Below are 13,522 nucleotides of genomic sequence, written 5' to 3'. Positions count from 1 at the left end.
TCCTCGACAGATCACCCCACGATTCCGATGGACATGCCCGCAAGCCGGACGATCAGCGGGCGGTATTTCCCGTCATTGCGAGAGCCCGCTCTAGACCAGTTTTTTCACGAATCGGCCGCCCGTAAGGGGAACCATCACCGGGCGGCATTTCCCGCCATCGCCAGAGCCTGCTCTGGTCCACCTTTCGCCCGGATCGGCGGGCCGCAAGCGGAACGGCGATCGCGACAGCAAGGGGCACCAGGTCGCACTGGCTATCCGGGCGACTGTCAGTATCTTTTGCGGGGGTCGCGGATTTCGATGAAGCGCTCATGGCCAAGCGAGCACCTTCTGATCAAAATGTGTGCAAGGGCAACCCCGGCTCCCCTCCCGCTTGGGCGCCGGGGTCTTCTCACCGGGTGACCACAACGAGTCCCGAGAAGTTATGAACCTGCGCAGCGGGATCTATTTGAGATCTTTCGCCGGACAATTAGGTCTCGCTCTTCAGTCCCCAGAAGTGAGGACTATTCTATGTTCCCATTGCCGTCGTAAGATCCGTCATATCAACAAGAATCGGACTCACGAGGGCCAGTGGCACAACCTGTTCGGTCTCTTTTACCCAACCAACAGGTCGCCGGCCAACGCTCACCGGCGGCGCAAACTCGGCCAAGCTAGGGCGGCGCAACTATCAGTAACTAAACGGAAGCAGCACGGGAAATGATGATGGAAAAGTCACGCTCCCGTGCAGGTCTCGATCGTATCTCGTTCGTCGTCTTATTTATCTTCATGATTCTCGTGTCGATTGTCCTGACTGCCGCTGCGCTCTTGAACAATTTGAATGTGGGGGTTTGCACGGCATCGATGCCATGCCAGGCCTACCTCACCGGGCTTTCGGATCTCGTGACGCCGGTGGTGGCACTGGTCACTTTCGTCGGCGTATTGATGGTAGGTCGCCGATCGAGAGAAAACCAAAAGCCAACATGGTGGGTACCGACGGTAGGTATCTTCGCTGTGATCTTGGCTTTTTATCTAAGCACTCTGCTGAACGCGGCAGGTGTCAATGTGAGTCCGTTCAGGACATAACAAGAGCGTCTGCTCGAACACAAGGGGTCTGCACGCGTCTCGTGGAAAAGATTGCGTTGAGGGCTTCTGTGCACTGAATTTCCGCAGGGTTTGCAAAGAAAAGTGGACTTACGAACATGAAGATAAATCACGTCAATCAGATTTCGCGAACTAAAGCCCTTCGGTTTGCTGTTCCATTCGTGGTCTTCGGAACCTTGCTGAGCATAATGATTGGCGGGCCCGCCTCCGCGACGACAGCTTCTGTTCCGTGCGGTGGGGGTGCCTACAACGCCGTTTTCATCGGCGTCCGGGGATCTCTCGAACCCGTGGCGAATCCTCAATTAACGCAACATTCCGGGCGCGTCTACCAGTCGGGCGGAATGGGCACGCGGATTGGGGCGGTGGGTAGCTACTTAGCTAGCAATCCGAACATTCCGACATTTTTCGAGGGGATCGTTTATCCCGCGACAGTGATCTCGACTCAACCTTCAGATTTTTACCCCGCCAGCATCGCCGCGGGCACCGCAGCTCTTGTCGCCGAAGTCAACTACATAGCTTCGATTTGCCCATATTCACCCATTATTTTGGCTGGGTATTCGCAAGGGGCTCAAGTGATCGGGAATGCGTTGGACCCGACAACAACTCCAAATGGCGGGATTTCAGCGGCCGGGAGATCGAGTGTTGTGTCAATCGTGTTGCTCGCTGATCCGTCGTATGTGCCCAACCAGCCTTGGAATGTATACACCCATAGTCCGAATAATGGCGCTTTTCATCGTGGAGGAAACGCTTTCGCATCCTGGACTCACATCAGCTGGGACACGGGCTCTCCGGTATCAGTAACGTCGGTGAAGTCTTACTGTCTTCCGATAGACGAGTGGTGCCAGAGTGGTGGGTTCGCCCAGTACGCGGTCAACGTGCACAACAACGGTTACTCAGCAGGCACTACGCCTTCGCTCGACGCGGCTGCTTACATCACTTTGTCCCTGACCAATCAGAATTGAAAACCTTTTCGACAGATAACGAAAGCGGTGCGACGCCATCAAGGTTGTCGACGGCCCGTGCGCCGACCAGATGGTAAGCAGCCCAACTTGGGATTTGGTCCGGCCACGGCGTCCGCAAAAGGGACGATCACCGGGCGGGATTTTGAGCGCTCAGGAGGACGCGCTGGAGACCACTTTTGGATCGATACGGCCGCCCGCAAGCGGAACCCTCAACGGGACGAAAGTTGATTTTAGGTTGAGCTGGCGAATCCGTCAAGCCGGTAGCGCCCGGGTCGCGAGGCTCGTCGGGCGGCACAACGCGAAGGAGCACCTTGACCATTTGGTCCATTGAATACGAGGGGGCAACATTTGAGCGATTCTTCTCCTCGCTTCCCGAGTACGAGCAGGCAGTCCTCACTGCTGCAATCGAGCACGTCCTTGAGGCCCATGGCATCGATATCTGCTCCGGCGAATGGGGCAAGCCTCTCGGAGAGGGACTCTACGAGTTTCGCGTGCGTCGGTCCTTGCGTGCGATCCTCGCCGAAGCGGGGGCCGAACTGCCGGCCGATCTCGCTGACACCGATCGTCAGGTGCTCCTACGAGTCTTTTGCACTTTCCATGGACGCAAAATCGTGCTGCTCTACAGCGGCTACAACAAGAAGACCGATACCTCCGAGAAACGGCAACAGCGGGAGATTGCAAAGGCGCGCAAGATCCACAAACAGTGGAAGCGGCAACACTAGAACGTATTGACAACTTATGTGTCTTGGCACATACTCGAGTGAGGGAGGACATCATGTCGAAAAGCTTCAAGGAGATTGCGGACCAGGCGAAGGCCAAATGGTCCGACGATGCGCGCAGCGTCTATGAAGCGGCCACCGCGTCGTTCGATGCCGAACTCACCGCTCGCGCCGAGCTCGGCACCATGCTTGCGGAGGCCCGCAAGGCACGCCATCTCACTCAGCCTGCACTCTCCAGCGTCACCGGAATACAGCAGGCTGAGATCAGCCGCATTGAACGCGGTATCGGGAATCCCACAACCGCCACGCTCAACCGACTTGCTGCGGCCCTAGGCCAGAAGATCGTCCTCGCACCCGCGCACTAAACGTGCCCGACGGTGTCGGCGTCCCATATGAGTCCAATGCCCGCAAGACGAACCCCCAACGGACTACGGCCGCTGCGCGAACAATGCGCGGATGTGATCGGAGACTGACCTGTGAAGTTCGGCGGGCTTGGTGGTGTTCTATTCGGGATTGATTGTGAAATATCCGCTGTAAGCGAGGGATTGGGCGTTTGAGAGAACCGAGATTTAGTGAGGTGCCCTCCAAAGAGCAATGGTCCTCTCGCAACGTTTCTCCAGCTATATATCCCGGGTCTATTGACCGCGTGCTCGATTGACGGCGTTGATAAGGTACGAACCCCTTATCGCGAGTTCATACTTCTTCTTGATCGGAACGGTCCGCGGGTCGTGCAGGGCGCCCTTAAGGTCTTCGATATCAAGTCCCGTCAACTGGGCGATGTTTTGAAGCGTGAGGTGGCACTCGATCGTCAACGATTCAAAGATCGCCATGAGCCGTTCGTCGTCGCCAATCTGCATCCCCTCCGTAAGGTGCGCCACAAGAATAGACAGCCTTCCGCTCTCGTCGTTGGAGAGCGCCTGCGGGCTCGCGCTGAGTGCCATCATCCCTGGTTTTGCGTCGTCGACGTAGGTCCGCAGCTTCTCTGGCCGGATACCCGTCATGGCCTGCAGCGCGTCCTCGGAGATGTGGCCCTCTGAGATGATGCGCCTCAACTCCTCTGCTGGGTTTTGTGCCTCCACCGTCATGGCTGTCCTTCTTTCTCGTTTCAAACCGACCAGGAAGGACTGGAGGGTAACAACCAACCAGCCTTTCCTCCCAAGTCGCCGTCTCAGATGTACTTGTAGACAGTGTTATTTGGGCCGGTCGTAGAGACAGGCACGCCCAAAAAGAAGGCCTTTCCCGCCAGGGACCCAATGTACCTGTGACCGCGAAGCTTGCTCGTTGGGGCGGACCCTGAGAACGAAGTCGCAAGGACCCGACCACCCGAGAAACCGCTGGTGGTGTCTGTGATGCTGAAGTCTCCCAAGAAGGAGGTGGCCGGGATCGCCATCGCGACACTCCAGTAGTAAACCCCGCCCGAGGCCGTGACGGTGATCGTCCCGGCACCGTCTCCGGGATAGACCACGTTAGGGGATATCATTCCGGGCTTCGCAGTCCCACCAATGCGCTGCATCGTGAAGACAGCTGTCGCGCCCTCGGTAAGGGTGGCGTGTTGGCCGTTGACGTCGAGGCGGTAGACGGAGTCCTGGCTTGGTTCTACTGCCATGGCAGCCGGGGCCGCCATCCCGAGCGAGAACAGCGCGATCAGCGCGGCGAACACAATTCCCGTAGTCCGCCTATTGCTTTTGATCATAAATCCGACCCCATTCCTTGCCTTGGAAAGTGAATGACAGTCGATTTTGACTGCGTATCGGAAAAGTAACACCAGTGAGAGGGCACCGCAGTCGCACAAACGTGGGACATTCGGGGGGACAAACGGAAATTACTGACGGTCGGGGCCAGGGCTCCACTGGTAGAGGGTTGCGATCGAGACCCCGACGCTATGGACGACTACCGCGGCGGAACCACCGCATGGTACTGAGGTGCCCGGAACCCACTATCCGGATTCACAAAGATCGCCGCCATCGAGCGCCGTAGTCTCCATCGCGGTTCAAATCCACATTTCGCAGGACGACGGGACCCGTTTCTCATCGTTCAAAAAACGTTCCATTACTGAACACCCACCCCGGCGACTCGGAGTGAGCCTCAATGCCCACCTCGGCGTTCAACAACCCGTTCATCAACCGCTAGGCTGAACCTGCATTGATGAACATGTTTGCTGAACAGAATGGGCGGTCGCATGACACTGGTGGGATTGGTCCGAATCAGCACGAGTAAACAGGAGACCGCGCGGCAACACGACGCGCTCGACCCCATCTGCGAGCGAGTGTTCGAAGAGAAGCTCAGCGGCAAGCTCGCCGTGGCCGACCGCCCGGCATTGACCGCGGCGATCGACTACCTCCGAACCGGAGACATGCTCACCGTGCAGGAAGTCGACCGGCTCGGCCGCAACCTCCTCGAAGGCCTCATCGTCCTCACCGATCTGTTCTCCCGCGGCATCGCCGTAAAGGTTCTCGACGGGATCGCGGCAGGAGAACACACCGAACGCAGCCTCATCCTCGACCTGGCACTCGCCCTCGCCGAAGACCGTCGACGCGACATCGCCCGCAAGACCCGCAACGGCCTGGACGCAGCCCGTAGCCGTGGCCGCACCGGCGGCCGCCCCCGCGTCGTCGACGCCGACAAACGCCGAATCATCATCGCCCGCCACCTCGACGGCGAATCCATCCGCATCATCGCCACCGCCACAAAGCTGTCGATCGGCACCGTCCACGCGGTCGTGACCGACTACCACGGAGCCGCAGAACACGAGCCGAGCTGACAGGCTTCCAGGCTTAGCGTTCAATCCTGTTCCGTTACTACCAAGACCCCGTGGTGTTCCACTGCTGGGGGACTGTGTATTAAACGGTGTTTCCGGCCTGACGCGCTGAACGAAGTTTCAGCGGGGAAGGTGCCGTGATGATGACGACACTTGATGATGTGAAATCGAAGAAATCTGAGCCGTCTGCTGAGGAGGCTGCGGCGGTCGAGCTGGTGCGTCTGGCGAGGGAGCAGGGCTTGTCCCTGACCGGGCCCGACGGGTTGCTGAAGCAATTCACCAAGACCGTGCTGGAAACGGCGTTGAATGAGGAAATGACCGAACACCTCGGTCACGACAAGAACCGGGCAGAGCCCGAACGTGAGTCCTCGAACGTTCGCAACGGAACAAGACCCAAGACGGTGTTGACCGAGGCGACCGGGCATGTCCAAATCGATGTGCCGAGGGATCGGGACGGAACTTTTGAGCCCGTCATTGTGCGGAAACGCCAACGGCGCCTGACCGGGGTCGACGAGATGGTCCTCTCGCTGTATGCCCACGGGTTAACGACCGGGGAGATCAGTGCGCACTTCGCGCAGATCTATGACGCCCAGGTATCGAAGGAGACGATCTCCAGGATCACCGACAAGGTGTCGGAGGAGATGAACGAATGGTCTCACCGTCCGCTGGACGGCGTCTACGCGGCGATCTTCATCGATGCCATCGTGGTGAAGATTCGTGACGGGCAAGTAGCCAACAGGCCCATCTATGCGGCGATCGGGGTGAGCCTGGAGGGTGAGAAGGAGGTTCTGGGCTTGTGGGCTGGAACCGGGGGTGAGGGGGCGAAGTTCTGGATGAGTGTCCTGACGGACATCAAGAACCGGGGCGTGACGGACACCTTCTTCCTCGTCTGCGACGGGCTGAAAGGCCTGCCAGATGTTGTCTCAAATGTGTGGCCGTTGACGACGGTGCAGACCTGCATCATCCATCTGATCCGCAACACCTTCAAACTCGCGTCGAAGAAAGACTGGGACGCCCTCAAACGGGATGTGAAGCCGATCTATACGGCACCGAACCCGACGGCCGCGCGGACGGCGCTCGAGGAGCTGACCCAGAAATGGGGCAAACGATACGGTGCCATCACCAGATTGTGGGAGTCCGCGTGGGAGGAGTTCATCCCGTTCCTGGACTACGACGAAGAAATTCGCCGCGTGATCTGCAGCACCAACGCGATCGAATCCCTGAACGCCCGATACCGGCGGGCGGTGCGAGCACGCGGTCATTTCCCCACCGAGCAGGCCGCGCTGAAGTGCCTGTATCTTGTCACCAGATCACTCGACCCGACAGGCGCGGGACGAGCCCGATGGACGATGCGCTGGAAGCCCGCGCTGAACGCGTTCGCCATCACCTTCCAAGACCGCTGGCCGGCCGCGGAAACCTACTAAATGAAAACCGCCGGAAACACCGTTAACGAGACAGACCCACTGCTGGTTTCTGCTCGCGCCGGGGTGGCTGGGTGGGCGGGTTGATCAGCTTCGCGGTGGTGGCAGGGCGTGAGCGAAGAGCGCTCTCCAGGCGGCTTCCCAGGGCCATGCGTTGGGTAGGTGCAGTCGGATGCGGCGGCCGGAGGATGTGATCCTCGCCGGGACGGTGACAAGTTTCCGGCGGATCGTTGATGTTGTCGCTTTGGCCAGGGCAGGCCCGGTGATGGTTGCGGCTGAGCGGGTGAGATTGAACGCGATGACGGCAAGGACAAGCCAGGCGGCGTTCGCGGTGAATTTCCCGGAGGGTAGGTGCGCCAACGCTGAACCCTTGAGGTCGGAGTTGACCTGCTCGATGATCGCGTGTCGGCGGTGGACCTGGTCTGCGGTCACCGTGTCGAGGTCGGTGGTGGTGAACAAGGCGTGGAACCGGTGTGTGTCGAACAGGGTCGGGTGGGCGAGGTCCTTCTTGTTCAGTTCCGGGATCCGCCGCACCACGAGGCGCCCGGCGACGTGGTCTTTCTTTGCTCGCGAGGTGAACGCGGTGGACGGGATCTCGGCGACCTCGGCCTTGGAGATCCAGGTGTTGGTGCTGTCGTCGAAGATCGCGTCCGTGTACTCGATCGGCGTCCAGGCATCGTTGGAGATGGTGGCGATCAATTTTAGTTTCATGAGATTTCGAAAGCCCTTCCTCATTGAAAGATCTCGAATAACGAAGATCTGAGCCAGAGCTTGGCATACACAGAACGTTCTGTAAACGCCCCACAATCTGGGACTTGGCGGCTTAGGCTGTGAAGGTATAAGGTCATCGGCGTTTGACGATCAATCCTTGGTAAGCGCCGACGGAATCGCCTAAAACCCGTCAATCATCCTTTTGGAGGGTCGGCAAAGCGCAAGCCCGCTAATCGTTAGGTGTGAGTGTGCCACAGGACCCGAATCAAGAAATTGCAGTGGGGGTTGCGTCCTTTAACGTGGTGTATCGGATCCCGGTGAGCGTGTCGTCACAGACGGCGACGGTCACCGCGTGATCCTTCGAGAGAACCGCTAAATCCGTCTCGAAAGGAACTACGACGATGACCGTCGCACCCAGTATCGACCCTGCCCGCTTTCTTCACGAACACCTCGAACAGGCATCCCCGGATTTACTTCGGGACATGCTCACCACCTTCATCAACACGCTGCTATCCGCTGACGCGGACGCGGTCTGCGGGGCCGATTACAGGACTGTCTCTGAGGAGCGCACTAACCGGCGAAACGGCTACCGACACCGTGATTTCGACACCCGCGCCGGCACGATCGATGTTCAGATTCCGAAGCTGCGGCAGGGCACCTACTTCCCCGACTGGTTGCTCGAACGGCGCCGTCGTGCAGAACGGGCACTGACAACAGTGGTGGCGACCTGCTACCTGCTCGGTGTTTCAACGAGGCGGATGGAGAAACTTGTCGACTCCCTCGGCATCACCTCGTTATCGAAATCTCAGGTCTCGGTGATGGCCCGCGACCTCGACGAACACGTTGCCGAGTTCCGCAGTCGACCTCTGAATGCTGGCCCTTACACGTTCGTTGCCTGCGACGCTCTGACGATGAAAGTCCGTGAAGGCGGCCGGGTCGTGAACGTTGCGGTGCTGGCCGCCACCGGCGTCAACGGCGACGGGCACCGCGAGATCCTGGGCCTGCAGGTTGCCTCCACGGAGGATGGGGCCGGGTGGCTGGCGTTCTTCCGCGATCTGACCGCCAGAGGCCTCACCGGGGTGAAGCTGGTTACCTCCGACGCCCACGCCGGCCTTGTCGCTGCGACCGCGGCAACACTGCCCGGAGCGTCCTGGCAACGGTGCCGAACCCATTACGCCGCAAACCTGATGAGCACCGTCCCGAAGAGCTCTTGGCCATGGGTGAAAACACTGCTGCACTCCGTTTACGACCAACCCGACGCTGGCTCGGTCCACGCCCAATTCGACCGAATCCTCGACGCGTTGGAACACAAACTGCCGAAAGCGTTCGCCCACCTCGACGCCGCCCGCGCCGACATCCTCGCCTTCACTGTGTTCCCCAAGGAGCTCTGGCGACAGATCTGGTCGAACAACCCGAACGAGCGCCTGAACCGGGAGATCCGCCGCCGCACCGACGTTGTGGGGATCTTCCCCAACCGTGACGCGATCATCCGCCTCGTCGGCGCTGTCCTAGCCGAACAACACGACGAATGGGCCGAGTCCCGCCGCTACCTCGGCCTCGACGCACTCACCAAATCCCAGGCCGTAGGCACCAACCAACCCGAGGAGGTGGCCCCAGAACTCCACGCCCTCAGCGCATAACCAACCGAAAGATCACACCGATTCAGATACACCACGCAAAAGGACTTGACCGCAGTGGGGCCGCCTCGTCGCGTCATACCGTGGCGCACGGTTACATGCTCTTATGGGAATTGGCTTGGCGCCTCGCTAATCGCGATGGCCGCGGTCGGTCACTACCGCAATCCGGTGGCATTCTTTGCCATCCCGGCCCTTGCAAGCGTTCTCTGCTATGTGATGCTGCTTATCTATCGCAAGGATCCGTGGCAGCAAGTCACTCGTGGCCTTTACGGCAGGGTCGCCTTCGCTTCGCTGCTGCTCTTCATCCCCGCCGCCCTCGCTGCCCCCTTTGTCGGCCCTTTCATGCTGGGCTCACTTAGCGCTATCTATCTCGGGGTCAGGGGCCGAAACCGGTGGCTGCTATGGATTGGCGCCGCGCTTTGCGCACTTTCGATTTCGTTTGGCTATCCCATAGCCGTAAATCTCACCTACATTGTTGCGGACGGGGCGCTTCCTCTCATGCGAACTATGACGAGGGAGGGTCTTGTCGAGTCGAAGTTGCTAATTTCGATCGGGCTACTCACCATTGTCATCTCCGCCGCTGGACTGTTCGTGCAGTCTCGACGAGCGTCGAAGCTCTAAGGCAAGCGCGAGCTACTCGTTCAAAAATGCAGTACTCGTCCGGGCTACGTGTCTAGCCCCGAATACCCCCAAGCGAGCCTCGCTGAGCTTGACGAGACGACTCGTCAAGGGGTTCAGGAGATTCCGCTGTGGCCGCGTCCAGGATCCCCGAGCGGGCGGTGTAAGCCAGATCGTGTGCACGCGATCACACTGAACCGCTCTGGGTTTCTTGGAGACTCCTGACCTTGGAAACGAGGATGGGTTCATGTCGAAAGAACGATCAGCGGGGAAGCCGACGACACGTCGGTATTCGCCGGAGGAGAAGGCCTCAGCGGTCAGGATGGTGCGGACGTTGCGAGCAGAGTTGGGGACTGAGCACGGGACTGTTCAACGCGTCGCGTTGCAGCTCGGTTACGGGGTCGAGTCGGTGCGGATGTGGGTCAAGCAGGCCGACGTCGATGAGGGTCGCATAGCGGGTGTGACGACGGGCGAGGCGCGGCGGGTTCGAGAGCTCGAGCAGGAGAATCGGGAACTTCGGCGGGCCAACGAGATACTCAAGCGGGCCGCGTCTTTCTTCGGGGCGGAGCTCGACCGCCAGCACCGGAGGTAGTCACGTTCATCGACGCCAACAAGGACGATGTCGTCGAAGGTCGCCCGCTCGGAGTCGAGCCCATCTGTGCACTGTTGCAGGTGGCTCCGAGCACCTATTACGCCGCAAAGAATCGCGCCCCATCGGCGCGAGCTGTCCGCGACGCCGTCGTGACTCCGGAGTTGGTGACGATTTGGGAGAACAATTACCGCGTCTATGGGGTCCGCAAGCTCTGGAAGGCTGCACGTCGGGCCGGTATCGACATCGGTCGCGATCAGACGGGCCGGCTGATGCACGCCGCTGGCATCGAGGGCGCAACTCGGTCAAAACGGGTCAAGACAACGAGGGCTGATCCTGCCGCGTCCCGTCACCCGGATCTCGTCCACCGTGAGTTCAGCGCGCCCGGCCCGAACAGGCTCTGGGTCACCGATTTGACGTTCGTGCCGACCTGGGCCGGAGTCGCGTATGTCTGCTTCATCATCGACGTTTTCTCCCGGATGATCGTCGGCTGGAGGTGCGCCAGTCACATGCGCACCGAGATGGTCCTGGACGCGATCGAGATGGCTCGCTGGGGCCGCGGCACCCACCATGAGGACCTACGTTGCCACAGCGACGCAGGCAGTCAATTTACGTCCATTCGCTACGGGGAACGCCTTGCCGAGATCGGCGCGACACCATCAATCGGGACCGTCGGGGACTCGTATGACAATGCCCTGGCTGAGACGGTGAACGGTTACTACAAGACCGAACTCGTCCGCGGGCCCGCACGCCCAGGCCCCTGGAAAACAGTCGAAGACCTCGAACTCGCCACCCTCGGCTGGGTGCACTGGCACAACACGCAACGCCTCCACGGCTACCTCGGTGACATCCCTCCCGCCGAATTCGAGACAGCGTTCTATGCTGAACAAGTCGACCACCAGCAGGAGGTCGAAATCAAATAGCGCGAGTCTCCATCAAACTCAGAGCGGTTCAGAACGCCTGCGCGCCCTCACGCACCCGGATTAGGCGGCGCTCGTCGGCGTTAGGTTCGCGGTGGTTTATCCGGGTGAAATCCCCGTAACCGGTCTCGATCTTCTCCCGCAACACGGTCGTGCCCTGGCTGTATGCGTAGTAGCTGCGGCCGAGCTTTGCGGACTCTAATGCCCGGTCTGCGCTCATCCCGGCATCCTGAGCTGCGGCGATCATCTGTTCCGCGTTGGGGTGTAAGCCCTCACCAAACAGTGCCTTCATCTGGGTTTCAGTGACCATCCCCGAGACGCCTAAAGCGTTGATACCGGACCCAACCCACACACCGGGCGGGTTGCCGTCATCGGTGTAATAGTCGCCCAGCTCGCGACCGGCTTCGCGCTTCACATCCCCTGTCTCAGTCTCGCTGGTGTAGTACGCATACCCGTCTCCCGCGGAGAGGATATGCAAGGTCATCACGCGGTCAGCTTACCTCGATCATCACTAATGCCAGAGGTGTGACAGATTGAGTGACGAAGAATGAGGAGTGAGGGAGGCCAGGAACGGAAGTGACCGCGGCTGTGGTGTGAGACCGGGGGGGTGAACGGAGCGGACCGAAGAATGAGGGCAGTGCAGTGAACGGCGGTCGAGAACCAACAGCCGAGCCAGTCTCGATCCGGCGGACCCGCCACTCGCCGGTGGATCTTCCCAACCTCGCGTGTTCCATCGGGTGAGTGTCGGTGCATACTTGTCACCACGCAAATAGGGGGCATGGGTATGGCTGAACTTCGCAAGTCCGGTAAGCAGACCGCGGCACGGCAGCGCGCACGTGAAAAAGCGGCGGAGTACCGTGAGAAGCAGGATCAGCTCGAACAGCTCGCCGTTGATTACTTTGTTGCTTCCGACTCAATCGAGGGCATAGAAGCCACAGTTGAAAAGGAGATAGCTGCCGCACGCGAACGCGGCCTACAGCTCAGCGCGGACGCACGAGCAAAAGCTGACGCCGTGATCGTAGCCATGCTCGAACTCGGTGCGCCGCGCACAGAGGTTGCGGATCGTCTCGGCATCACAACACGAGACGTAAAACGCGCCGCTCCGGTGACAGCAGCGGTCAGCGAAAACGTCGCGGTCAAGTTGTAGCCGTTAGGTTTCGAGTCGGTTAGAACAGCCGGGGGTGTGTTTCCACCAGCCAGGGCGGCGCTCATGCGTTCGGGACTCCAACCATGGGTCAGGATTACATCTCGTAAGTCACGTGAGCGTTGCGCTCGTTCTGCCCGTGCCAGGCCGTTGGAACCGAGTGTTGACCATCGGTTAGCGTGGCGGTTTTTTTGGGCCCGGTCGAGCATATTGGTGCGGTGGGTGCCCTCCACCAAATAAGTCTCTGCCGGATCTTACACGGCGTGCACGCATATCGGCACGTCGCACGAGTGCATCAGCAGAACGTACTCGGGCAGCTGCAGGCCGGTCGCGAGCTGGTACGCGAACCGCTGCGGGCGAACGACCTTCTGACCGTCGCCGTCTTTGATCCAAAACCTGCCGTAGCCGTCATCAGCTATAGCGCCGGTCCATATCCAACAATCCTCTTGGGCGGGCCCTTTTACGACGTGCGCCCAGAAGCGTTCTTGCTCGCTGGTGCGCACGGGTTAGACGTTGGTGCGTTCTTTGGCCAGGGCGGCGGGGTCGATGTTGGCTAGTTGCTGCACACGCTGACGGGAGACCCCGAGCGCTGCCGCTGCGGCGTCGAAGGTGTACCCGTCATTGCGCAGAGCGCGCACGGCATCCCGGCGCAAGAGTGCCGCTTGCTGCACGGATTCGCGCGCCGTTATCTCGGCGGCGCTGCCGTCGTCCCAAAGCTTTTGCACCTCGGCCGGAATAACAATTCGAACGGTTACCGCTACGTCGTTAACGTCCACGTCGAGCCATACGGCGGCAAGGTCGCGGGCTGCCGTTTCGAGTTCTCGCAACGAAACAGCGCCGCCGATCGCACGGTTGGTTTTGCCTTCTGGGCCGGGGGTGTCGAGTTCGGGAATTTCGATGGTCCACCACTTGCCGCCGTCGCGATAGGCGATCGCCTCTAGGGCGCGGGGGGTGAATTCGCTCATG

General features: G+C 60.0%; 15 protein-coding genes and 1 pseudogene. 10 read left to right on the top strand and 6 right to left on the bottom strand.

The annotated features are described in order from the left end of the window. Positions 1–693 precede the first annotated feature (693 nt). From F1C58_RS03970 to F1C58_RS03955, 4 genes are all read left to right on the top strand, one after another. Positions 694–1,059, top strand: coding sequence for a hypothetical protein (locus tag F1C58_RS03970; protein ID WP_185202773.1), 366 nt, complete (start codon positions 694–696; stop codon positions 1,057–1,059). Positions 1,060–1,175: 116 nt separating this feature from the next. Continuing rightward, positions 1,176–2,039, top strand: a complete 864-nt coding sequence (locus tag F1C58_RS03965) for a cutinase family protein (protein WP_185202771.1) — start codon at positions 1,176–1,178, stop codon at positions 2,037–2,039. A 311-nt stretch (positions 2,040–2,350) separates the two neighbouring features. Next, the gene (locus F1C58_RS03960; protein WP_185202769.1) at positions 2,351–2,761 is read left to right on the top strand and encodes a hypothetical protein; all 411 of its coding nucleotides are present in this window, start codon (positions 2,351–2,353) and stop codon (positions 2,759–2,761) included. 53 nt (positions 2,762–2,814) lie between these two features. Continuing rightward, positions 2,815–3,123, top strand: a complete 309-nt coding sequence (locus F1C58_RS03955) for a helix-turn-helix domain-containing protein (protein WP_134510778.1) — start codon at positions 2,815–2,817, stop codon at positions 3,121–3,123. A 270-nt stretch (positions 3,124–3,393) separates the two neighbouring features. On the opposite strand, the gene F1C58_RS03950 is transcribed toward F1C58_RS03955, so the two are convergent. Together F1C58_RS03950 and F1C58_RS03945 are read right to left on the bottom strand one after the other, a co-directional pair. After that, on the bottom strand, positions 3,394–3,843 hold the full coding sequence (locus F1C58_RS03950; RefSeq protein WP_185202767.1) for an HTH domain-containing protein: 450 nt from the start codon (positions 3,841–3,843) through the stop codon (positions 3,394–3,396). Positions 3,844–3,926: 83 nt separating this feature from the next. Further along, positions 3,927–4,451 (bottom strand): hypothetical protein, encoded by a 525-nt coding sequence (locus F1C58_RS03945; RefSeq protein WP_185202765.1) that lies wholly within the window; start codon positions 4,449–4,451, stop codon positions 3,927–3,929. Between the two features lie 486 nt (positions 4,452–4,937). Here F1C58_RS03945 and F1C58_RS03940 point away from each other — a divergent pair, with 486 nt between their 5' ends. Both F1C58_RS03940 and F1C58_RS03935 read left to right on the top strand, forming a co-directional pair. Further along, positions 4,938–5,519, top strand: a complete 582-nt coding sequence (locus F1C58_RS03940) for a recombinase family protein (protein ID WP_185202763.1) — start codon at positions 4,938–4,940, stop codon at positions 5,517–5,519. Positions 5,520–5,656: 137 nt separating this feature from the next. After that, a complete protein-coding gene (locus tag F1C58_RS03935; RefSeq protein WP_185201281.1) occupies positions 5,657–6,940 on the top strand; it encodes an IS256 family transposase in 1,284 nt (427 codons plus the stop codon). Positions 6,941–7,024: 84 nt separating this feature from the next. Here F1C58_RS03935 and F1C58_RS03930 read toward each other — a convergent pair. After that, positions 7,025–7,633, bottom strand: a pseudogene (locus F1C58_RS03930) (transposase); the annotation flags it as partial. A gap of 416 nt (positions 7,634–8,049) precedes the next feature. Here F1C58_RS03930 and F1C58_RS03925 point away from each other — a divergent pair. The 3 genes from F1C58_RS03925 (at position 8,050) to F1C58_RS03915 (ending at position 11,415) form a co-directional block, all read left to right on the top strand. Then, entirely contained in the window at positions 8,050–9,288 is a 1,239-nt protein-coding gene (locus F1C58_RS03925) for an IS256 family transposase (protein WP_185202761.1), read from the top strand. Positions 9,289–9,423: 135 nt separating this feature from the next. Beyond that, positions 9,424–9,906, top strand: coding sequence for a hypothetical protein (locus F1C58_RS03920; RefSeq protein WP_185202759.1), 483 nt, complete (start codon positions 9,424–9,426; stop codon positions 9,904–9,906). A 244-nt stretch (positions 9,907–10,150) separates the two neighbouring features. Continuing rightward, positions 10,151–11,415, top strand: a protein-coding gene (locus F1C58_RS03915) for an IS3 family transposase (protein ID WP_255461251.1) whose coding sequence is annotated in 2 segments (ribosomal slippage) — positions 10,151–10,454 and positions 10,454–11,415 — 1,266 coding nt in all. Because the reading frame shifts where the segments join, the coding sequence is not laid out codon by codon here. 28 nt (positions 11,416–11,443) lie between these two features. Here F1C58_RS03915 and F1C58_RS03910 read toward each other — a convergent pair. Further along, positions 11,444–11,896, bottom strand: coding sequence for a relaxase domain-containing protein (locus F1C58_RS03910; RefSeq protein WP_185203981.1), 453 nt, complete (start codon positions 11,894–11,896; stop codon positions 11,444–11,446). Positions 11,897–12,196: 300 nt separating this feature from the next. On the opposite strand from F1C58_RS03910, the gene F1C58_RS03905 reads away from it, so the two are divergent. Then, the gene (locus F1C58_RS03905) at positions 12,197–12,559 is read left to right on the top strand and encodes a hypothetical protein (protein WP_185202757.1); all 363 of its coding nucleotides are present in this window, start codon (positions 12,197–12,199) and stop codon (positions 12,557–12,559) included. 251 nt (positions 12,560–12,810) lie between these two features. Here the strand turns inward: F1C58_RS03905 and F1C58_RS03900 are convergent, their stop codons facing one another. Beyond that, on the bottom strand, positions 12,811–13,059 hold the full coding sequence (locus F1C58_RS03900; RefSeq protein WP_185202755.1) for a hypothetical protein: 249 nt from the start codon (positions 13,057–13,059) through the stop codon (positions 12,811–12,813). 3 nt (positions 13,060–13,062) lie between these two features. After that, on the bottom strand, positions 13,063–13,521 hold the full coding sequence (locus tag F1C58_RS03895) for a hypothetical protein (RefSeq protein WP_185202753.1): 459 nt from the start codon (positions 13,519–13,521) through the stop codon (positions 13,063–13,065). Position 13,522 lies beyond the last annotated feature (1 nt).

Source organism: Glaciihabitans sp. INWT7 (assembly GCF_014217685.1).
In the GTDB taxonomy this organism is placed as follows: domain Bacteria; phylum Actinomycetota; class Actinomycetes; order Actinomycetales; family Microbacteriaceae; genus Lacisediminihabitans.
This window is presented reverse-complemented; position numbering and strand designations above follow the sequence as displayed.